A 21,177-nucleotide genomic window follows, 5' to 3' on the forward strand; every position below is an offset into this window, starting at 1 on the left:
TCTGGAAGGAGGACTACTTTATTATGAAACGTCAAAAACGTTTTGAAGAACTAGAAAAGCGGCCAATTCATCAAGATACATTTGTTAAGGAATGGCCTGAAGAAGGTTTCGTTGCAATGATGGGTCCAAATGACCCTAAGCCAAGTGTAAAAGTTGAGAACGGTAAGATTGTCGAAATGGATGGCAAGAAGCGGGAAGACTTTGACCTAATTGACCTCTATATTGCTAAGTATGGAATTAACGTTGACAATGTTGAAAAGGTTATCAATATGGACTCAACTAAGATTGCACGGATGTTAGTTGATCCAAATGTATCACGTGAATCCATTATTGAAATTACTTCTGCACTAACTCCAGCGAAAGCCGAAGAAATTATTAGTAAGCTTGACTTTGGTGAAATGATTATGGCTATCAAGAAGATGCGTCCGCGTCGGAAACCAGATAACCAATGTCACGTTACTAACACGGTTGATAACCCTGTTCAAATTGCTGCTGATGCTGCTGATGCTGCGCTTCGTGGCTTCCCAGAACAAGAAACTACTACTGCCGTTGCCCGTTACGCACCATTTAATGCTATTTCAATCTTGATTGGTGCTCAAACCGGTCGTCCTGGTGTATTAACACAATGTTCTGTTGAAGAAGCAACCGAATTGCAATTAGGAATGCGTGGCTTTACCGCTTATGCTGAAACTATTTCAGTTTATGGTACTGACCGGGTATTTACTGATGGTGATGATACACCATGGTCTAAAGGATTCCTTGCATCATGTTATGCATCACGTGGTTTGAAGATGCGGTTTACTTCAGGTGCCGGTTCAGAAGTTTTGATGGGTTACCCAGAAGGTAAGTCAATGTTATATCTTGAAGCGCGTTGTATTTTACTTACCAAGGCTTCAGGTGTTCAAGGGCTTCAAAACGGTGCCGTAAGTTGTATTGAAATTCCAGGTGCTGTTCCTAACGGTATCCGGGAAGTTCTTGGTGAAAACCTATTATGTATGATGTGTGATATTGAATGTGCTTCTGGTTGTGACCAAGCATACTCACACTCAGATATGCGGCGGACTGAACGGTTTATTGGTCAATTTATTGCCGGTACTGATTACATTAACTCTGGTTACTCATCAACTCCTAACTACGATAATACATTCGCTGGTTCAAACACTGATGCAATGGACTACGACGACATGTATGTTATGGAACGTGACTTAGGTCAATACTATGGTATTCATCCAGTTCAAGAAGAAACAATTATTAAGGCTCGTAATAAGGCTGCCAAGGCATTACAAGCTGTATTTGAAGATCTTGGACTACCTAAGATTACTGATGAAGAAGTTGAAGCTGCTACATATGCTAACACTCACGATGACATGCCAAAACGTGACATGGTTGCAGATATGAAAGCCGCTCAAGATATGATGGACCGTGGTATTACTGCTGTTGATATTATTAAAGCTCTTTATAACCATGGATTTAAGGACGTTGCTGAAGCCGTATTGAACCTTCAAAAGCAAAAGGTTGTTGGTGATTACCTTCAAACTTCATCAATCTTTGATAAAAATTGGAACATCACTTCTGCTGTAAATGACGGAAATGACTACCAAGGTCCAGGTACTGGATATCGTCTATATGAAGACAAGGAAGAATGGGACCGGATTAAAGATCTTCCATTCGCACTTGATCCAGAACACTTGGAACTATAGAGAGGAGGTAATCTCTTATGGCTGATATCGATGAAAATTTACTTCGTAAGATCGTTAAAGAAGTTTTAAACGAGACTAATCAAATTGATACTAAAATCAATTTTGACAAGGATAATAACAGCACTGCAACTGCTACCGAAGAAGTTCAACAACCAAACAGTAAGGCGGTTCCTGAAAAGAAACTTGATTGGTTCCAACCAATTGGTGAAGCAAAACCAGGTTACTCAAAGGATGAAGTTGTAATTGCCGTTGCACCTGCATTTGCGACAGTTTTAGATAAAACTGAAACTGGTATTCCACATAAAGAAGTTCTTCGGCAGGTAATTGCCGGTATTGAAGAAGAAGGACTTAAGGCTCGAGTAATCAAGGTATACCGGACCTCAGATGTTGCTTTCTGTGCTGTTCAAGGTGATCACTTATCTGGTTCAGGAATTGCAATTGGTATCCAATCTAAAGGAACAACTGTTATTCACCAAAAGGATCAAGACCCATTAGGTAATCTTGAACTATTCCCACAGGCTCCGGTTCTTACACCAGAAACCTTCCGGGCAATTGGTAAAAATGCAGCGATGTATGCTAAAGGCGAATCTCCAGAACCAGTTCCAGCTAAGAACGATCAACTTGCTCGTATTCACTACCAAGCTATTTCAGCAATTATGCATATTCGTGAAACTCATCAAGTTGTTGTTGGAAAGCCTGAAGAAGAAATCAAAGTTACGTTCGATTAAGGAGGCATAACAGATGAGTGAAGTTGATGATTTAGTAGCAAAGATCATGGCACAGATGGGAAATAGCTCATCTTCTGACAGTTCAGCAAGTGCTACTTCAGTAAATAATGGTAAGGAAATGACAGCAGATGACTATCCTCTTTACCAAAAACACCGTGATTTAGTAAAGACGCCAAAGGGATCAAACCTTGATGACATTACCTTACAAAAGGTTGTAAATAACCAAGTTGATCCAAAAGAATTACGTATTACTCCAGAAGCTCTAAAACTCCAAGGTGAGATTGCCGCAAATGCTGGTCGACCAGCAATTCAAAAGAACCTGCAACGGGCTGCTGAATTAACGCGTGTACCAGATGATCGTGTCTTACAAATGTATGATGCATTACGTCCATTCCGTTCGACAAAGCAAGAATTATTAGATATTGCTAAAGAGCTTCGTGATAAATATCATGCTGAAGTATGTGCGGCTTGGTTTGAAGAAGCTGCAGATTACTATGAAAGCCGAAAGAAGCTCAAGGGTGATAACTAGTATTTGATAAAGTAGGGAGTTTTTTGTATGGCAACTGAAAAGGTAATTGGTGTTGATATTGGTAATTCTTCCACTGAAGTAGCGTTAGCTGATGTTGCCGATAATGGAACAATTAACTTTATTGGCTCTGGAATAGCCCCTACTACTGGTATCAAGGGTACAAAGCAAAACCTAGTTGGAATTAGAGATTCCATCAATCAAGTTCTTAATAAGGCTAATTTAACAATTAATGATATTGATCTTATTAGGATTAATGAGGCAACACCGGTTATTGGTGACGTAGCGATGGAAACAATTACTGAAACTGTCGTGACTGAGTCAACCATGATCGGGCACAATCCTGATACTCCAGGCGGTATTGGGACAGGAGCAGGAATAACGGTTAAACTATTAGATCTTGTAAAAAAGACTGATAAAAATAAAAACTATATTGTTGTTGTTCCTAAAGATATTGATTTTGAAGACGTTGCTAAGTTGATTAATGCATATGTTGCTTCAGGTTATAAGATTACAGCTGCAATTTTAAAAAATGATGATGGTGTGTTAGTTGATAATCGATTGAATAAGCCAATCCCGATTGTTGATGAAGTTGCCATGATTGATAAAGTTCCGTTAGACATGTTGGCAGCTGTTGAGGTTGCTGGTCCGGGACAGGTTATCTCGCAGCTTTCGAATCCATATGGTATTGCTACCTTATTTGGATTAAATTCCGAAGAAACTAAAAACATTGTTCCAGTCTCACGTGCGCTTATTGGTAACCGCTCTGCTGTTGTTATTAAGACACCAGCAGGGGATGTCAAGGCACGTGTAATCCCAGCAGGAAATATTATCATTAACGGTGATACGGGAAAAGAAGAAGTCGGCGTTTCAGAAGGTGCTGATGCCATTATGAAGAAGGTTTCTAGTTTCCGTCATATTAATGATATTACCGGGGAATCTGGGACTAATGTTGGTGGAATGCTTGAAAATGTTCGCCAGACAATGGCTGACTTAACTGGAAAGAAGAATAGTGAAATTGCTATTCAAGATTTGCTGGCTGTAGATACACAGGTACCTGTAGAAGTTCGTGGCGGTTTGGCTGGTGAGTTCTCTAATGAATCGGCAGTTGGAATTGCTGCAATGGTTAAATCTGATCACCTTCAAATGGAAGTAATTGCTAAGTTAATTGAAGATGAATTCCATACGAAAGTTGAGATTGGTGGTGCTGAAGTTGAATCTGCAATTCGTGGTGCTTTAACAACGCCAGGAACAGATAAACCGATTGCAATTCTTGACTTAGGTGCCGGATCAACAGATGCTTCAATTATCAATAAAGAAGACCAAACTGTAGCAATTCACTTAGCTGGTGCTGGTGACATGGTTACGATGATTATTAACTCTGAATTGGGATTAAATGACATTCACTTGGCAGAGGATATTAAGCGCTATCCATTAGCTAAAGTCGAAAACATATTCCAAATTCGGCATGAGGACGGATCAGTACAGTTCTTTGAAGATCCGCTTCCGTCGTCATTGTTTGCCCGTGTCGTTGTAATTAAACCAGATGGGTATGAACCGGTTACCGGAAATCCAAGCATTGAGAAGATCAAGCTGGTTCGCCAAAGTGCAAAAAAGCGTGTGTTTGTAACAAATGCATTGCGAGCTCTTAGGTACGTTAGCCCAACAGGTAACATTCGTGATATTCCATTTGTTGTAATTGTTGGTGGTTCTGCCTTAGACTTCGAGATACCACAATTAGTAACAGATGAATTAGCGCATTTTAATTTAGTTGCTGGTCGTGGAAATGTTCGTGGAATAGAAGGACCAAGAAATGCCGTTGCGACAGGATTGATTCTCCGTTATGGCGAAGAAAGAAGGAAGCAATATGAACAATGATTCAGAGCGTCCTTCAATCATCGTGGGTGTTGAAAATGGAACTGCTATTCCCAAGAGTGCTACACCACTATTTAACGGGATTGAAGAAGAACAAATACCAGTAGCGGTCAGAGAAATCGATATTGATAACGTTGTAAGCCGAGCATATCAATCGGCGCTTGCATCGCGATTATCGGTTGGGATTGCTTTTGATGGTGATCGTTTTATCGTTCACTATAAAAATTTAAAAGAAGATAAACCGCTATTCGATGAAACAATTAGCGATGGTAAGCAATTACGAATTCTAGGAGCAAATGCAGCGCGATTAGTAAAGGGAATTCCCTTTAAGGAAATGGTAAACAGGTGATTTAGTTATGAAGTCTTTAGGCTATGTAGAATGTAATGGATTATCTGGTGCTATTGTTGCTGCTGATCGAATGCTAAAGACTGCGGATGTTGACCTTAGTAGTATTCAAAATACAAAGGGAAATGGCTGGGTTACATTACAAGTTAGCGGTGAACTATCTGCTGTAACGGTTGCTGTTGAAGCCGTTAAGGATTATTTGCCGAATGTGTATGTAACGTCAGTGGTTATTGGTCGTCCTGCTTCGGGATTAAGTTCTTTAGGAAAGACAGATTTATTAAATCAAGGTCCCAAGAAGAAAGAGCCTAATCAAAAACCGATGGAGAAAACAATAACGATTAAACCGGAGCCAGTTGAAGATAGCATTAATGAAAAAGTAGATGAACAGGTCGAAGAATCTTCAATTAAAGATGAAGAACCACTGTCATCAGATAATTCTAAAACAGTAGACGGTCCTGATAATGAGCAGGATGTAAGTTCTAATAAAAAGGTCACATGCAACATGTGCGGTGATCCAAAGTGTCCACGAAAATTAGGTGAACCACATAAAAAGTGCATTCATTACAACGAATTAAAGAAAAAATAGGAGGAATATATTATGAATAACGCTTTAGGAATGATTGAAACTAAAGGTTTAGTTGCATCAATTGAAGCAGCTGATCAAATGGTAAAGGCAGCTAATGTTACATTAACAGGTCAAGAAAAAATTGGTAGCGGATTAGTAACTGTTATGATCCGTGGTGATGTTGGTGCTGTAAAAGCCGCTGTTGATGCTGGGGTTCAAGCTGCTGAAGGCGTTGGTGAAGTTGTATCATCTTACGTAATTCCACGTCCTCACGAAGAAGTTGAAAAGATCTTACCAGTATCAGGCAGTGACGCTGAATAGTTAAAATAAAGGAAGATTATTTATGGATGAAGAACATTTAAGGACGCTTATTCGGGCGATTATTAAGGAAACCCTTAATCCTAATCTCGTTCCGATTGGTGTTTCAAATCACCATGTTCACTTAACTGAAGAAGATTTTCAAAAACTCTTCCCTGGGCAGAAAATAGAAATGCTTAAGAAGTTGCGGCAACATGCTGATTTTGCTGCAAAACAGACAGTGGATTTAATCGGACCAAAGGGAACAATCAAGAATGTTCGATTAATGGGACCATATCGTTCACATTCACAAGTTGAAATTGCTCGTTCTGAAAACTTTACGCTTGGAATAGATGCGCCAATTAGGATGTCAGGTGATCTTGATGGTACGCCGTCAATTAAGGTTCGATCACCATATGCTGAGATTGAAATTCAAGGTGTAATTGTTGCTAAACGACACATCCACATGAGCCTTGAAGATGCTAAACGTTTTGGTGTTAAGCTTGGCGACTCTATGCAGGTTGAAGTTGATGGCGATGGTGGACGTAAGACAATTTTTGATGACGTTGTTGCCCGTCCACGTGAAGATTTCGTTCTTGAAATGCATATTGATACAGACGAAGCCAATGCTGCAAATGTTGGACTAGGTAACAATTCTTACGGAAAAGTCATCATTAAGAAAAAAGATTAACTCTTTAAGGATTACGAGGGGGTGAATAAATGGATAGCCTATTACAACAGGTTATGCACCGATTAGAAGAACGAAAGCGTACTAGTACGGATGTTTCTTTTAATCAGCAGGTTGCCCCGCCTAGTGAACAAATTTTTTTGCGGAACGGAAAAGTTATTCTTAGAAATATATCAATTAGTCTAGTAAAGGATTTGTATTCAATGGAAAAAACTAATGCTTGGGTTAACTGGGTGTTAGAAGGAATTAGCTATGATGTTAAATTTTATTTTTTGATTAACGAACAAATGGTTAATTTTATTCCACGAATGATGATTTTAGACTGGCCAATCCTCTTTGTTGTTGATAATGAATCGCCAGTGATTGCCAGTCATAATCGAATTATTACAAGAGGAGAAATAGCTGCTAAACCAGATAAATCAATTCTTGTCAGATATCAAAAGCAGTTTATTACTGATGAAGCGATTGATATTTGTAACTATAAAAAAATAAAAATTAAGATTAGGACTGAAGAAAATTGTATATGGCGAGAGTAGTAGGTAGTGTTGTTGCAACCCAAAAGGATCCATCTCTAGTTGGGAAAAAGCTAATGATTGTCCAGCAGATTAATTCTGACCAGCAACCGGTGAGATTTGAACAGGTCGCAGCCGATACGGTAAATGCTGGGATTGGTGACAATGTATTAATCGTAAGAGGCGCTGGTGCAAGACGTGCTGATAGAGAACGTGATGAGGACCAACCTAGGGATGTTAATGATTGTACTATTGTAGGAATAATTGACCGTTTTGATAAGTAGTACACATTGGAGGAATTAAAATGGCTATTTACACAAAAGGTGGTGACAAAGGAGAAACAAGCTTATTTGATGGTACAAGGGTGCCTAAAGACTCTTTGCGAGTTGAAACTTACGGAACTTTTGATGAATTAAATGCCAATATCAGTTTGGCAGATAAATTTTGTGAGAGTAAACGTAATAAAAAACTTCTGCAAGAAGTCGAATATAAGATGTTTTTTCTTCAAGGTGAGATAGCTACCGAAAAAAGGCAATATTTTACAGATAAAAGTAAAATTATTACCGATGAAGATACTCGTCGATTAGAAAAAATAATCGATGAATATACAGCTAAGTTGCCGCCAGTTCATAGCTTTATCTTACCGGGGTCAAGTACTGCTGGTGCACAACTCCATGTTTGTCGGACGATTTGTCGACGAGCCGAAAGATTATTTGTCAGATTATCAAAAGATGTTAAGTTTCGTCCAGAGTTAGAGCGATACGTAAACCGATTATCTGATTTCCTGTATATCGTGGCTCGTGATGAGGACTACGAGGATTTATTAAATACAGTTACTGATAATGTGATTAAAATCTATCAACGTTATCAGGAAGAAAAGGACGTGCGTTAAGAATGAATGAAGAACAAATTAGTAAGATTGTTGAAAGCGTAATCAATAGCAATAATTCTAAGAACTTATTTGATCGTCATAAAATGGAAAAGGTAATTGATGCAGCTGTTGCCCGTGCTAATGAGCTTGGCGTAGGCGTAACAATTGCAATTATGAAGGCTGATCAAGTACTTCAAATGAGTTACCATATGCCAAATGCTAACTTAGTAAGTTGTACGCTTGCTCCTAAAAAGGCATGGTCTGCACTTGCAATGAAGGAACCAACAAAAGATATCAGTAAAGATATCCAACCTGGTGCCGGATTGTACCAAATGGAAACAATGCTTGATGGTCGCTTAGCATCATTTGCTGGTGGTATTCCATTGAAGATTAATGATGAAATTATTGGTTCAATTGGTGTTAGCGGTGGATTGGTTGAAGAAGATCAATCAATTTGTGAAGCTGCTGTTGCAGAATTCTTGAAGGAGAGTAAATAGATATGCAGATCAATGATATTGAAAGTGCTGTTCGCAAGATCCTAGCGGAAGAATTAGATAATGCTAGTTCTAACAGTACAGCAGTTACCAACGATGATGGACATCGTGGTATTTTTACCAATGTTAATGATGCAATTGCTGCTGCTAAAGCTGCTCAAGAAGTATACCGTGACAAGCCAATTGCGGTTCGGCAACAAGTAATTGATGCTATCAAGGAAGGTTTCCGTCCATATATTGAAAAGATGGCAAAGGACATCAAAGAAGAAACTGGAATGGGAACGGTAGAAGCAAAGATTGCTAAATTGCATAATGCTTTATACAACACTCCAGGCCCAGAAATCCTTGAACCAGTCACTGAAAACGGCGATGGCGGAATGGTTATGTATGAACGGTTACCATACGGTGTTATTGGTGCTGTTGGTCCAAGTACAAATCCTTCTGAAACAGTTATTGCAAATGCAATTATGATGCTTGCTGGTGGAAATACGCTATACTTTGGTGCTCACCCTGGTGCTAAGAACATAACTCGTTGGACGATTGAAAAGATGAACGACTTCATTGCTGATGCAACCGGTCTTCACAATTTAGTTGTAAGTATCGAAACACCAACAATTGAATCCGTTCAACAGATGATGCAGCATCCAGATATTGCTATGCTTGCCGTAACCGGTGGACCTGCTGTTGTTCACCAAGCAATGACTAGTGGTAAGAAGGCTGTTGGTGCTGGCCCAGGTAATCCTCCAGCAATGGTTGATGCTACAGCTGATATCGACCTAGCTGCGCATAATATTATTACTTCAGCTTCATTTGATAATGATATTTTATGTACTGCTGAAAAGGAAGTTGTTGCAGAAAGCAGCATTAAGGATGAATTAATCCGGAAGATGCAAGATGAAGGTGCTTTTGTTGTTAACCGTGAGCAGGCTGATAAACTTGCTGATATGTGCATTCAAGATAATGGTGCTCCTGATCGGAAGTTTGTTGGTAAGGATGCAACCTACATCTTAGACCAAGCTAATATTCCATACACTGGTCATCCGGTAGAAATTATCTGTGAATTACCAAAGGAACATCCATTAGTAATGACAGAAATGTTAATGCCAATCTTACCGGTTGTTTCTTGCCCAACGTTTGATGACGTCTTAAATACCGCTGTTGAAGTAGAGCAAGGCAACCACCATACTGCAACTATTCATTCTAATAATTTGAAGCATATTAATAATGCTGCTCACCGGATGCAATGTTCAATCTTTGTTGTTAATGGTCCATCCTATGTTGGAACAGGTGTTGCTGATAATGGTGCTCACTCAGGTGCTTCAGCATTAACAATTGCTACGCCAACTGGTGAAGGAACATGTACTGCAAGAACCTTTACTCGCCGTGTTCGTTTGAATTCGCCACAAGGGTTCTCAGTCCGTAATTGGTACTAATGGGAGGCATAATGCCGATGGAAAAATTTAGTATGCCAACCCGTATTTATTCGGGAACAGATAGTTTGAAGGAGTTAGAAACCCTTCAAAATGAACGAATTTTATTAGTTTGTGATTCATTCTTGCCAGGTAGTGACACATTAAAGGAAATTGAAAGTCATATTAATGATAGTAATAAATGCGAGATTTTCTCTGATGTTGTCCCAGATCCACCACTGGATAAGATTATGGAAGGGGTTCAACAATTCTTAAAGCTGAAACCAACAATTGTAATTGGTATCGGTGGTGGTTCTGCAATGGACACCGGTAAAGGAATTCGCTTCTTTGGTGAAAAACTTGGTAAGTGCAAGATTAATGAGTATATTGCAATTCCAACAACAAGTGGAACTGGTTCAGAAGTTACAAATACCGCTGTTATTTCTGATACTAAAGAACATCGTAAGATTCCAATTCTTGAAGACTATTTAACACCAGACTGTGCTTTGCTTGATCCTAAATTGGTTATGACTGCACCAAAGAGTGTTACTGCTTATTCTGGAATGGATGTTTTAACTCATGCCCTTGAATCATTAGTTGCTAAGGACGCTAATTTATTTACCGTTGCATTATCAGAAGAAGCAATTGATGCGGTAACTAAATGTCTTGTTGAATGTTACCGTCATGGTGACAATGTTGACGCACGTAAGATTGTTCATGAAGCGTCTAATATTGCGGGAACAGCCTTTAATATTGCTGGACTTGGTATTTGTCATTCAATTGCCCACCAATTAGGTGCTAACTTCCACGTTCCTCATGGTTTAGCAAACACAATGTTATTACCATATGTTGTTGCATATAATGCTGAACACTGTGAGGAGGCTCTGCACAAGTTTGCAGTTGCTGCTAAGAAAGCCGGAATTGCTGCACCTGGGGTTGGTGACCGTTTGGCTGTTAAGCGGCTGATTGCAAAGATTCGTGAAATGGCACGGCAAATGAATTGTCCAATGACCCTCCAAGCATTTGGAGTTGATCACGCAAAAGCAGAAGCAGCTGCCGATACAGTTGTTGCTAACGCGAAGAAGGACGCAACATTCCCAGGCAATCCGGTTGTTCCTTCAGATGATGATCTGAAGATGATTTACGAAGCAATAATTCGTTAACTTAGTTTATTTGGAGTGATTAGATGTCTAAAAAAATACTTGCAATTAATTCTGGTAGTTCATCAATCAAATTTAAACTTTATTTGATGCCAGAAGAAAAATTATTAATTAGCGGCTCTGCAGAAAATCTCGGTTCTTCAACAAGTCAGCTTTCATACAAAACTGAAAAAACTGGAGAAACTAGACAACTACCATTAAAGAATCATTCAGAAGCAATTGATCATATAATTGATGTTCTGATGTCAAGCGGGGTTGTCAAGGATAAGTCTGAAATTTACGGTGTCGGTCACCGTATCTCTCATGGTGGGAGCTACTATACGCATGCAGTAGCGGTCACTCCAGAAGTAGAAAAACGAATTGATGAATTAAAGGTATTATCTCCTCTCCATAATCCAAATGGTTTAGCGGGAATAAAGGCTTTTGAGAAATTCCTTCCAGATGCCAAAGAAGTTGTTACTTTCGATAATTCGTTCCATCATACGATTCCTAAGAAGGCTTATATGTATGCTTTGCCATATGAGTTTTATGAAAAATATCAAATTCGTCGTTATGGGTTCCATGCTCCTTCCCACCAATATGTTTCTGAAAAGGCACGGGAATTATTTGGAAAAGAAAAGACGCGCCGCATGATTACATGCCATTTGGGTAATGGATCGAGCGTTTCAGCAATTTTAGACGGGAAGTCAGTTAACTCATCAATGGGCTTTACACCTTTAGCAGGGGTTGTAATGGGAACCCGTTGTGGGGATATTGATCCAGAAATAATTCCATTTTTAGAAGAAGAACTTAACATTGATTCTCACGAAATGCGCCGAATTATGAATGAAGATTCCGGTTTAAAGGGATTATCAGGAATTTCTAATGATGAACGGGAAATTGAAAGTGCGGCTAAAAATGGTAATGAACGTGCTCAGTTAGCATTAGATGTATTTGTTCACTCGATTCAGCAATATATCGGTGCTTATACAACTGACCTTGACGGATTAGACACCTTAGTATTTACTGCGGGAATTGGCGAACATGCTGCTTATATTCGTAGTCAAATTTGTAAAAACCTTGATTATCTTGGGGTTAAGATTGATGAAGAAAAAAATAAGCAGAATGCGCTTAGTATTGAAGCACCGGATAGTAAAGTTAAGGTTGCAGTTATTCCGACAAACGAAGAGATCATTATTGCTCGTGATGTAATGAATGTAACTCAGCAACAGTAGGATAGGGATGGTGTTATGGCTAGACAGGATATTCAACGAACAATTCAAGAATATGTTCCAGGTAAGCAGGTGACATTAGCCCATATTGTAGCCAATCCTACGCCAGATATTTACGAAAAATTGGGAATTCAGACACCTAAAAATGCACTTGGGATTCTAACAATTACGCCTAGTGAAGCATCAATTATTGCTGGTGATATTGCAACAAAATCCAGTAACGTTACCTTAGGTTTTATTGATCGTTTTAGTGGGTCAGTTGTTATCGTCGGTGAAGTTTCCGAGGTTGAATCGGCTTTGCGTCATGTTGTTGATAAACTACATGCATTACTAGGTTTTGATGTTCCTGAGATTACACGAACATAGTTTAGAAGTGTATTCATTCAGTAAATTGTATGAATGAATACACTTCTTTAGAAAGGAGGGGGATGCAAAATGACGACGCACCAGCGGATCTTGACGTTTAATAATGGTTTTAATTTTCGTGATCTTGGCGGGTATAAGACGCTAAACGGTCAGGTCTTAAAATGGAACACTCTCGTTCGTTCTGCGCATCTCTCCTATTTTGATCGATTTGAGCAACGAGAACTTTATAGGTATGGCATAAGGGCAGTGATTGATTTCCGCTCAACATCAGAAGTTGCATTGTATCCGGACCAATTAACATCATTGATAAAGTATATTCGAATACCAGTATTTGATAATGATATTACTGAGAGCAACGTTGACATTATTGAAGCGCGGAAAGTATTTTCCAAAGATCCGCGAGCGGGATTTAATCGGATGCTATCTGTGTATCGCCAATTTGTTACTGATGAGCAAGCGCAGGAAGCTTTTCATCAATTTATAAAAAAACTATGCCTGCATTCAACGCAAGGCGGAATTTTGTTTCATTGTTCGGCAGGAAAAGATCGAACAGGGTTAGCAGCTATTTACTTGCTAAGTTTGCTAGGTGTTCCAGAATCCACAATTTATGAGGATTATATTTTAACTAATAAAACTTCTGTTAAAAGAATAAAGGAACGGTTGCGCTTTGCTGTGGAGGCTGATCTGGGTGAGAATTACTTGCACTCAATTTATGATCTTTCAACAGCTAACAAGTGTTATTATGATCAGGCAATCTCTCTAATCAATTCTAAATATGGCGGAATGCAAAATTATTTACATGATGTCTTGCAAATTAGTAATTCAATGGTTGAACAGTTAAAGTATCTGTACCTAGAAAAGTAATTTAAGTTGTTTGAATACTTGAGTAAAGATGGGCAAAAGCTTAATTTTACGGTTAAGCTTTTGCCCATCTTACGATATGATTAAAATAAGTAAAGCGGTAACATTATTAACTGCTTTATTTATACATAATTATTTTAGGTGATAGTAATGACAACTCTTCTTTTAATCCGTCATGGTGAAACTTATGCGAATCGGCTAAATTATATTCAGGGAACGCTAAATAATAGGCTTGCAACACTAACAGAGCGGGGCATTGCAGATGCAAAAGCCTATCAAGAAGTGTTAAAGCATAACCAAATTGATTTTGCTTACACTAGTCCGTTAAAAAGAGCATTAGCGACCAGTAAAATCATTTGTAATCACACCAATATCAATGTGCGGGTTGATTCACGACTGTCAGAAATCTCATATGGACAGTGGAACGGAACGGCGATTGCTGACTTGAAAAGGCAGTACACAACATATTTTGATTCGGAAACCAACGATGTTTATCCGCACTCGATTGAAATCAACAATGGTGAAAGCTTCGCACATGCACGGAAGAGAGTCTGGACGTTTGTTACTGAAATTTCACGAGAATATCCTAGTCAAACAATCTTAGTTGTGACACACGGCTGGGTAATCAAAAATATTATCTCTTTGTGTTTGAATAACACAGACGGTACTGCTTTTAAGAATCCGCGAAATTTGAGTGTTAGTAAAATTCAAGTTGATCCGGTGACTGGAAAGCAGAAGGTATGTTATTATAACAGGCCACTTAAAGGAATTGATAAATTATGAATCTTTTGGCAGTCCTAATGATTTTTATCGGGTTGAACATTGATACTTTCATTGCCCTGTTATTCGTTTTACGAAACTATAACTATCGATTGCCAATTATTGCTTTTGTTACAGCAACGATTACGTTATGGATTTTAGGGGTAGTGTTAGGAAAAGGCTTAGCAGCGCTTTTTCCTGACTGGATTACGGGCTTTATGGGAATCGTTTTAATTTTTCTAGCAGTATTCGGTCAAAATGACGATGATAATGAGAATATTAATACGGGTTTTATATCATTGTTCTTGTTTTGTTTAAGCCTTGGCGGTGATAACTTAGCCGTTTATATTCCTTGGGCGGTAAATTTATCGTGGCTGGAAATACTCCAGATTGGAATAATTTTTACAATTTGTTCAATTATCCTTATCTTATTAGGGAAAGCAATTATTTCATTCGGTCCGATTGCAGGATTATTAGAAAAATATGGTAATTATGGAAGTAAGATCGTATACGTTTTAGCAGGATTATATATAATTTGGAATAGTCATTTAATAAATCACTTGTGGATATTAATTAATTAAGCTCTGCAAGCAATTTATCGATATTGATATTTTTGACGGCGGAGATGGGGATAACCTTTTTGACTCCGGCACTAAGCAATAGTTTTTTTGAATATTCAATATCAGCTGGGTCATTTACCAAATCAATTTTAGTAATAACGCCGATTGTTGGCTTACTAAACATTGAGCAGAAACCAGCAGGGAAAACCAATCGCTTATCAACAGCACTTTGTAATAAAACCACGATATCCGCATCCATTGAAGTTACACGGAGCGTGCTCATCATATTGTGATGTTCCATGTATTCACCTGGTGTGTCAATGATATTTGAAGTGAACTCAACAGCTTGCGTTTTGTTATATCTAATTTGCTGATGTTCTAAACGTTGGGTAAGTGTTGTTTTTCCACAAGCGATTGCACCAATAAACATAGTCCTTTTCATGTTACTGCCTCCAGTAAATTCTATAAAATTATACTATTTAACTGTATTATAATAAAAGCGGTTACACATAGCCATGGAATATTAAATAATTAAGTGAGGAATACAAAATGTTAACGGCACATGTAGTTTATGCCACAATGACTGGCAATAATGAGGAAGTTGCAAATATTGTTTGTGATAGTTTAACGAAATTAAACGTAAAAGTGATTGAGTCAGAGATTTCTCAGACGGATGTTACTGAGTTTGCTAAGGCCGACATTTTAGTTGTATGCGCATATACATATGACGAAGGCGCAATGCCCGAAGAGGGACTAGATTTTTATGATGACCTCCAGGAAACGGATTTGACGGGCAAGGTCTATGGAGTTGCAGGCTCAGGCGATAAATTTTATGGTGAATATTTTAATACAACCGTTGATCACTTTGATGAAGCATTTAAAAAGGCAGGGGCAACATCAGGGGCTGAAAAAGTGAAGATCGATTTAGAGCCTTATGAAGAAGATATTGAACGCTTAAATACATTTGCAAAAGGATTGGTTGAAACTGCGACTAAGTAAGTAGTTTGAAAGGAATGGTTATAATGGCAAGAGTTGGGGTATTAATTGGTAGCTTAAGTAAAGATTCATACAGTCGAAAGGTAGCTGATTATTTTACTGCTCTTCCTACTAGTCTTGAGTTTGTAGAGTTGAATTACTCAATATTACCGTTCTATAATCCGGATTTAGAGAAAAAGCCGCCAATCGAATGGCAAGCATTTAGAAAAGCAACAGATAGTGTCGACGCGTTACTGATTGTGACACAGGAGTATAATTATTCGATTCCAGGGGGATTGAAAAACGCATTAGATGTTCTTTCGGTTCCTTCGCCTAACCAGCATTTGATGGGAAAGCCAGTATTAGCAATGACTGATTCTGCAGGCGAAAAGGGAGGTATTATTGCTAATGCACACCTTCACCAGGTATTACGGTACTTGGGGATGAGGGTAATGAATTGTACAATTGCGATTGGTAATGTTCAATCAGTATTCAAGGATGGCCGTAATCATGATACAAAACTTGCAAGCCGTTTAGCTCAGGATATTAAAGATTTTGCCCAATTTATCGGTGAGAGTAGCTTGCCATATCAAGCATGTATTGATATGGGGCATAATTTCTGCTATTCACCAAATGAATTGGCATTATTAGATGGTTCAGGAACTAAGATTGCGACAATCACATTGGATAATTCAGAGAGAAAAACGGTAGTGATTGAGGAAGTTACGGTGGCTCCTGAATGTCGCGGTCAAGGGCTCGCAAACAAGATAATGACAACGCTAATGTGGCTTGTTGAAGGAGCGGACCGCCAAGTAAAGGCTAACTGTCCATTTGCTAAAAGCTATTTAGAAACACATCCGCAATTTCAAAATATTTTTGTAAAGTAAAAGAGAAACTACACTCAGATTAATTCTGAAGTGTAATTTCTCTTTTTTTGTGGGGGCTAGTGAAACACGTCTTTGCTGTTGCGGTAGAGTACGTCCTGTTTTTGATCAAGATAGTTGGCATATCGAGCTGCCGCAAAGAAGTAATCAGAAAGGCGGTTAATAAAGCTCAACACGTCTTGGTTTATTTCTTCTTCCTGCATCAATAGAACAATGCGTCTTTCTGCACGACGAGTAGTTGTTCGCGCAACATGAAGTGCAGAAGCTACCTGACTGCCGCCCGGAAGGATAAACTTTTTTACTGCTGGAACTGTTTCTGTGTAAGTGTCAATTTTTTGTTCAAGCCAAGCTGTTGGCTCTTTTTGATGAAATTCAAATGAATGTCGTTCGTCTTCAGCAGGAGTCGCTAAATCGTGCCCGCAATCAAATAACAGTTGTTGTATTTCTTCTAATTCATTAGATAACTTTGCTGTTTGCGGGGTTAAAAGTGATCTAGTATAACCGACCCATGAATTAAGCTCATCAATTTCTCCATATGCCTCAACACGTGGATCACTTTTGAAGAGGATTTGCTTTCCGATGATCCTTGTTTGACCCTTGTCGCCATTCTTGGTGTAGATTTTCATTTGACTTAATCCTTTCATTATTTTGCTCTAATTTTACTCCTTAAACAATAATGAGTCGGCTGATTTTACAATAATCGACTAAATAATACTAAAAGCGGTTAAAAAACTCAAAAATATAATGCTATCACATCGAAATAAAAGGGTAGTTAACGGAAATTACAAAAATATACTAATAGATTTGCAAAAAAAGACAAAAATGGGGACTACAAGAAACTAATAATTATTTTTTCTTAACTAATCCAAATATGATTAATCTTTCTTTGTCATATGTGTTGTTAACTATTGAACTTGTTAAACGAACATCGTAATCTAATAAGCGTATAAGAAAACGCTTACTATAGAACTGGCGGTGGTATTGTGAGTAAAATTCATCATGGCGGAAATATTGAGGAAGTAGCGAAAAAATTAAACGTCCCTGTTGAAGAGATAAGGGACTTTAGCGCAAATATTAATCCACTAGGTTTTCCTTCTGACCTTTGGAATGTATTAGTACAGTCATTTGCTAATATCGAAGTATACCCTAACCCGAAGTATCCTGAACTGAAAAAAGCAATTGCAGGACAGCTTGATGTAGATGCAGATGATGTGTTTGTTGGAAATGGCGCTACCGAAATATTGGATGAAGCTATTAGGGCTGAAAAAGCGACTGATGCATTAATATTAGCACCAACGTTTGGCGAATATGAACGTTTATTTAAGCGGACGGGAGTAAAAGTCCACCATTATCAGTTACAAGAGAAGAATGATTTTGTCCTTAAGATAGATAAACTTATTGATTTGCTGAGGGCTCATCATGAAATAACCGTCATTTGTTTAACTAGTCCTAATAATCCTACCGGTCAGATAATTTCCCCTAAAGATTTAAGGATGCTTACCGATTTCTGTAATAAGCATCATCGATTGTTAATTTTAGACGAATCTTTTATCGATTTGACAGTTGGTAGCCAGCCAAGCTTTGTTACCGAATTGACGGATCAAGACCGAGTATACATTGTTTGTGCTGCAACTAAGTTCTTTGCAATACCGGGATTAAGGCTGGGTTATGGAATTGCAAAAAATGATAAGTTGAAATCATTAATAAAAGTCCAAGAAAATACATGGTCAGTTAATGGAATCGCTGATGTATTTGGTCAAAATATGTTTAGGGCTAAGAGATACATAGAGTTAACTCATCAATGGCTGGATGTACAGCAACCGGCGTTATATGAAGAACTTAGAAAGATTAAAGCAATAAAAGTCTTTCCTAGTGTTACTAATTTCTTTCTGTTCAAGTGCTCTGATCCGGACTTAAGAGAGAAGTTAATAAGGCAACGGATTTTAATTCGTCAATGTGACGACTATGAAGGACTTGGATCAGAATATTATCGAGTGGCAGTAAAAGGTCCGCAGGATAATGTATTGCTTGTGAATACGCTAAAGAAAGTTTTAGGGCGTGATGAAAGATGAAAAAAGTTTTGATTGCAGGGGTAACAAGTGGTTCAGGCAAAACGACAGCAGTTCTTGGAATATTAAAAGCATTGAACGACCAGTATAAAATTCAATCATATAAAGTAGGACCTGATTATGTTGATACAAAATTTCATACTAGAATAACTAAACGTCCCGCACGTAATCTTGATAATTATCTCGTACCTGAACCAGCAACGTTAAATTATTTATTCACAGCTGATACAAAAGGGATTGATTTAGGAATTGTTGAAGGCGTTATGGGATTATATGACGGACTTGGGACAGATAAAGATGCTTATTCGACTGCTAGTATCGCCAAACAATTAAATATTCCAGTTATTTTAGTAATTAATGCGCGTGCTACTTCTACTTCAGCCGCAGCAATCTTAAAGGGATTTATTGAGTTTGATCCTGCTGTACCGATAAAGGGAGTCATTATTAATAATGTAATGAGCAAAAATCATTATGAACTGATTGCAGGAGCGATTCATCGATACTTGAACTTACCGGTTTTAGGTTACCTACCGCACAATGAAGCATTGAGTTTGCCATCACGCCAATTAGGATTAGTCCCAGATGATGAGTTGCCAAACATTGATAAAAAAATTTCATTAATAGCAGAAGAAGTTAAGAAACATATTGATCTTGAGCAATTAGTTGAAATTGCCCGACCGCTTACTAATGTTTATCGCGATCCATTTTCCAAAATAATGGTAAAACTCCGGTTGGGCCTCGCAAAGGATAAGGCGTTTAACTTCTACTATGCGGATAACTTAAGCTTGCTTAAAAAAGCGGGTGTTGAATTAGTTCCGTTTAGCCCTCTTAAAGACAAGAAGCTTCCTAATGTGGATGCTTTGTATTTTGGAGGCGGCTACCCAGAAGAGTTTGCTGCCCAGCTGGCCGCAAATGTAGCAATGAAAAACGAAATAATGGCATTTTCTCAAGCCCAAAAGCCAATTTATGCTGAGTGTGGCGGCCTGATGTACTTGGGAAAAACATTACGAGAAGAGAATAAGAATTACTCAATGGTTGGAATTTTTAATGGTGAGAGTCAAATGACCTCGCGTTTAAAGAAATTTGGCTATTGTGTTGCCTATCCTAAACAAGATTGCTTGCTAGGAAACAAGGGACAAAAAATTATTGGACATGAATTCCACCATTCTACGTTTACACCCCTAGATAAGCATCTAACTTCAGTTCTCAATATGCAGAAAATTCGGGATAACAAGATAGTGGATGCATGGGATGGCGGATATCAAGTAAGAAGAACATTTGCTAGCTACCTCCACGTTCATTTCTATCAAAATCAGCAATTATTTATTCAATTTTTGCGCAATTTAGGAGCTGAGATGCAATGAACATTGTAATTATGGTGTTGCTCGCGTTTGTCCTCGATCTTTTGATTGGTGATCCTCATCCTTGGCCACACCCAGTAAAAGCAATTGGACGATTAATCGCAGTGTTAACAAAGAAGTTTAATAAGCCGGAGTATTCTAGGAAAAAGCGTAAATACTTAGGCGTAGCAACATGGCTGATTACGGTCGGTGGCACTGGTCTTGTAGCCTATGTTGTAATGCAATTAGCAATGTTTAATTACTATTTATACATGATTGTAGGGACATACTTAAGTTACACTTGTTTGTCTGCTCGGCAATTAGCAATTGAAGCAGAAAAAATAATGAAAAGTCTTAAGCAGGGAAACCTCAAAAAAGCGCGTTACCAAGTAGGCATGATTGTTGGTCGCGATACCGAGAATTTAAGTGCTGAAGAAGTTACTAAAGCGACAATTGAGACGGTTGCCGAAAATACGAGTGACGGTGTGGTCGCCCCGCTGCTGTTTTTAGTTATCGGCGGGCCGGTTCTCGGATTAATGTATAAAGCAATTAACACGCTAGATTCGATGGTTGGATATAGAAATGAAAAGTATCGGGATTTTGGTGAATTTTCCGCTAAGGTGGATGACATCGCAAACTACATCCCAGCCCGATTAACGTGGCTTTTCCTAATAATCAGCAGTTGGATACTTCGTGATGATACTAGCGAAGCGATTGCAGTCGGTAAAAGAGATTGTGAGAAGCATTTAAGTCCCAATAGCGCATTTAGTGAGGCGGTAGTAGCAGGAGCACTTCATCTTCAGCTGGGCGGCCCGCACTATTACTTTGGCGAGTTAGTAAAAAAGCCATATATTGGAAATAATCATCTAGTAGTTGCGGCTAACTGGCATTTAAGGCGGACGATTACGATGTTATATATGGCATCATTGCTTAGCTTAGGATGTTTTGAACTTATTAGATTATTAATTGTTTGGAAGTGAG

General features: G+C 38.5%; 26 protein-coding genes. 24 read left to right on the plus strand and 2 right to left on the minus strand.

What is annotated here, in order from left to right:
- Positions 1-23: 23 nt before the first annotated feature.
- From IEU90_RS01800 to IEU90_RS01890, 19 genes are all read left to right on the plus strand, one after another.
- Positions 24-1,700 (plus strand): propanediol/glycerol family dehydratase large subunit, encoded by a 1,677-nt coding sequence (locus tag IEU90_RS01800; protein WP_153709196.1) that lies wholly within the window; start codon positions 24-26, stop codon positions 1,698-1,700.
- A 17-nt stretch (positions 1,701-1,717) separates the two neighbouring features.
- Positions 1,718-2,428 (plus strand): propanediol/glycerol family dehydratase medium subunit, encoded by a 711-nt coding sequence (locus tag IEU90_RS01805; RefSeq protein WP_153709195.1) that lies wholly within the window; start codon positions 1,718-1,720, stop codon positions 2,426-2,428.
- A gap of 13 nt (positions 2,429-2,441) precedes the next feature.
- Positions 2,442-2,957, plus strand: a complete 516-nt coding sequence (locus IEU90_RS01810; RefSeq protein WP_153709194.1) for a diol dehydratase small subunit — start codon at positions 2,442-2,444, stop codon at positions 2,955-2,957.
- A 27-nt stretch (positions 2,958-2,984) separates the two neighbouring features.
- Positions 2,985-4,832, plus strand: a complete 1,848-nt coding sequence (locus IEU90_RS01815) for a diol dehydratase reactivase subunit alpha (RefSeq protein WP_188357641.1) — start codon at positions 2,985-2,987, stop codon at positions 4,830-4,832.
- Positions 4,798-5,178 (plus strand): glycerol dehydratase reactivase beta/small subunit family protein, encoded by a 381-nt coding sequence (locus IEU90_RS01820; protein WP_153709192.1) that lies wholly within the window; start codon positions 4,798-4,800, stop codon positions 5,176-5,178. The genes IEU90_RS01815 and IEU90_RS01820 overlap by 35 nt, the downstream gene beginning before the upstream one ends.
- 7 nt (positions 5,179-5,185) lie before the next feature.
- Complete coding sequence (locus IEU90_RS01825) at positions 5,186-5,761, plus strand: BMC domain-containing protein (protein ID WP_153709191.1); 576 nt, start codon at positions 5,186-5,188, stop codon at positions 5,759-5,761.
- A gap of 9 nt (positions 5,762-5,770) precedes the next feature.
- The gene (locus tag IEU90_RS01830; protein ID WP_308738375.1) at positions 5,771-6,061 is read left to right on the plus strand and encodes a BMC domain-containing protein; all 291 of its coding nucleotides are present in this window, start codon (positions 5,771-5,773) and stop codon (positions 6,059-6,061) included.
- Between the two features lie 22 nt (positions 6,062-6,083).
- A complete protein-coding gene (locus tag IEU90_RS01835; protein ID WP_153709189.1) occupies positions 6,084-6,728 on the plus strand; it encodes a phosphate propanoyltransferase in 645 nt (214 codons plus the stop codon).
- Positions 6,729-6,757: 29 nt separating this feature from the next.
- Entirely contained in the window at positions 6,758-7,261 is a 504-nt protein-coding gene (pduM, locus tag IEU90_RS01840) for a PduM family microcompartment protein (protein ID WP_153709188.1), read from the plus strand.
- Positions 7,243-7,521: a EutN/CcmL family microcompartment protein gene (locus IEU90_RS01845; protein ID WP_488168355.1), complete on the plus strand. Its 279-nt coding sequence runs from the start codon at positions 7,243-7,245 to the stop codon at positions 7,519-7,521. The genes pduM and IEU90_RS01845 overlap by 19 nt, the downstream gene beginning before the upstream one ends.
- Positions 7,522-7,541: 20 nt before the next feature.
- On the plus strand, positions 7,542-8,129 hold the full coding sequence (locus tag IEU90_RS01850; protein ID WP_153709186.1) for a cob(I)yrinic acid a,c-diamide adenosyltransferase: 588 nt from the start codon (positions 7,542-7,544) through the stop codon (positions 8,127-8,129).
- 2 nt (positions 8,130-8,131) lie between these two features.
- A complete protein-coding gene (locus IEU90_RS01855; RefSeq protein WP_153709185.1) occupies positions 8,132-8,605 on the plus strand; it encodes a GlcG/HbpS family heme-binding protein in 474 nt (157 codons plus the stop codon).
- A gap of 2 nt (positions 8,606-8,607) precedes the next feature.
- Positions 8,608-10,035: a CoA-acylating propionaldehyde dehydrogenase PduP gene (pduP, locus tag IEU90_RS01860; protein ID WP_153709184.1), complete on the plus strand. Its 1,428-nt coding sequence runs from the start codon at positions 8,608-8,610 to the stop codon at positions 10,033-10,035.
- Positions 10,036-10,052: 17 nt separating this feature from the next.
- Positions 10,053-11,174 (plus strand): 1-propanol dehydrogenase PduQ, encoded by a 1,122-nt coding sequence (locus tag IEU90_RS01865; RefSeq protein WP_188357642.1) that lies wholly within the window; start codon positions 10,053-10,055, stop codon positions 11,172-11,174.
- Between the two features lie 23 nt (positions 11,175-11,197).
- Positions 11,198-12,385 carry an acetate/propionate family kinase gene (locus tag IEU90_RS01870; RefSeq protein WP_153709183.1) on the plus strand — a complete coding sequence of 396 codons (1,188 nt, stop codon included), beginning with the start codon at positions 11,198-11,200 and terminating at the stop codon, positions 12,383-12,385.
- 15 nt (positions 12,386-12,400) lie between these two features.
- Positions 12,401-12,748 (plus strand): BMC domain-containing protein, encoded by a 348-nt coding sequence (locus IEU90_RS01875; protein WP_003675166.1) that lies wholly within the window; start codon positions 12,401-12,403, stop codon positions 12,746-12,748.
- Positions 12,749-12,817: 69 nt separating this feature from the next.
- Positions 12,818-13,612, plus strand: coding sequence for a tyrosine-protein phosphatase (locus IEU90_RS01880; protein ID WP_153709182.1), 795 nt, complete (start codon positions 12,818-12,820; stop codon positions 13,610-13,612).
- Between the two features lie 147 nt (positions 13,613-13,759).
- The gene (locus IEU90_RS01885; RefSeq protein ID WP_153709181.1) at positions 13,760-14,392 is read left to right on the plus strand and encodes a histidine phosphatase family protein; all 633 of its coding nucleotides are present in this window, start codon (positions 13,760-13,762) and stop codon (positions 14,390-14,392) included.
- Positions 14,389-14,949 carry a cadmium resistance transporter gene (locus tag IEU90_RS01890; RefSeq protein ID WP_153709180.1) on the plus strand — a complete coding sequence of 187 codons (561 nt, stop codon included), beginning with the start codon at positions 14,389-14,391 and terminating at the stop codon, positions 14,947-14,949. Before IEU90_RS01885 ends, IEU90_RS01890 begins: the two co-directional genes overlap by 4 nt.
- On the opposite strand, the gene IEU90_RS01895 is transcribed toward IEU90_RS01890, so the two are convergent.
- Positions 14,942-15,370, minus strand: coding sequence for a EutP/PduV family microcompartment system protein (locus IEU90_RS01895; RefSeq protein WP_003669919.1), 429 nt, complete (start codon positions 15,368-15,370; stop codon positions 14,942-14,944). The genes IEU90_RS01890 and IEU90_RS01895 overlap by 8 nt on opposite strands.
- A 107-nt stretch (positions 15,371-15,477) precedes the next feature.
- Here IEU90_RS01895 and IEU90_RS01900 point away from each other — a divergent pair, with 107 nt between their 5' ends.
- Together IEU90_RS01900 and IEU90_RS01905 are read left to right on the plus strand one after the other, a co-directional pair.
- Complete coding sequence (locus tag IEU90_RS01900) at positions 15,478-15,927, plus strand: flavodoxin (protein ID WP_153709179.1); 450 nt, start codon at positions 15,478-15,480, stop codon at positions 15,925-15,927.
- A gap of 23 nt (positions 15,928-15,950) precedes the next feature.
- The gene (locus IEU90_RS01905) at positions 15,951-16,790 is read left to right on the plus strand and encodes a GNAT family N-acetyltransferase (protein ID WP_188357643.1); all 840 of its coding nucleotides are present in this window, start codon (positions 15,951-15,953) and stop codon (positions 16,788-16,790) included.
- 56 nt (positions 16,791-16,846) lie between these two features.
- Here IEU90_RS01905 and IEU90_RS01910 read toward each other — a convergent pair whose 3' ends face one another.
- Entirely contained in the window at positions 16,847-17,413 is a 567-nt protein-coding gene (locus IEU90_RS01910) for a cob(I)yrinic acid a,c-diamide adenosyltransferase (protein WP_153709177.1), read from the minus strand.
- Between the two features lie 357 nt (positions 17,414-17,770).
- On the opposite strand from IEU90_RS01910, the gene IEU90_RS01915 reads away from it, so the two are divergent.
- From IEU90_RS01915 to cbiB, 3 genes are read left to right on the plus strand one after another with little or no spacing between them, the layout of a single operon-like run.
- On the plus strand, positions 17,771-18,859 hold the full coding sequence (locus IEU90_RS01915) for a threonine-phosphate decarboxylase (protein WP_188357644.1): 1,089 nt from the start codon (positions 17,771-17,773) through the stop codon (positions 18,857-18,859).
- Positions 18,856-20,220, plus strand: coding sequence for a cobyrinic acid a,c-diamide synthase CobB (locus IEU90_RS01920; RefSeq protein ID WP_153709176.1), 1,365 nt, complete (start codon positions 18,856-18,858; stop codon positions 20,218-20,220). Before IEU90_RS01915 ends, IEU90_RS01920 begins: the two co-directional genes overlap by 4 nt.
- Positions 20,217-21,176 carry an adenosylcobinamide-phosphate synthase CbiB gene (cbiB, locus tag IEU90_RS01925; RefSeq protein WP_153709175.1) on the plus strand — a complete coding sequence of 320 codons (960 nt, stop codon included), beginning with the start codon at positions 20,217-20,219 and terminating at the stop codon, positions 21,174-21,176. The genes IEU90_RS01920 and cbiB overlap by 4 nt, the downstream gene beginning before the upstream one ends.
- Position 21,177: the final 1 nt, after the last annotated feature.

This window comes from Limosilactobacillus caviae (assembly GCF_014635905.1).
Classification (GTDB): domain Bacteria; phylum Bacillota; class Bacilli; order Lactobacillales; family Lactobacillaceae; genus Limosilactobacillus; species Limosilactobacillus caviae.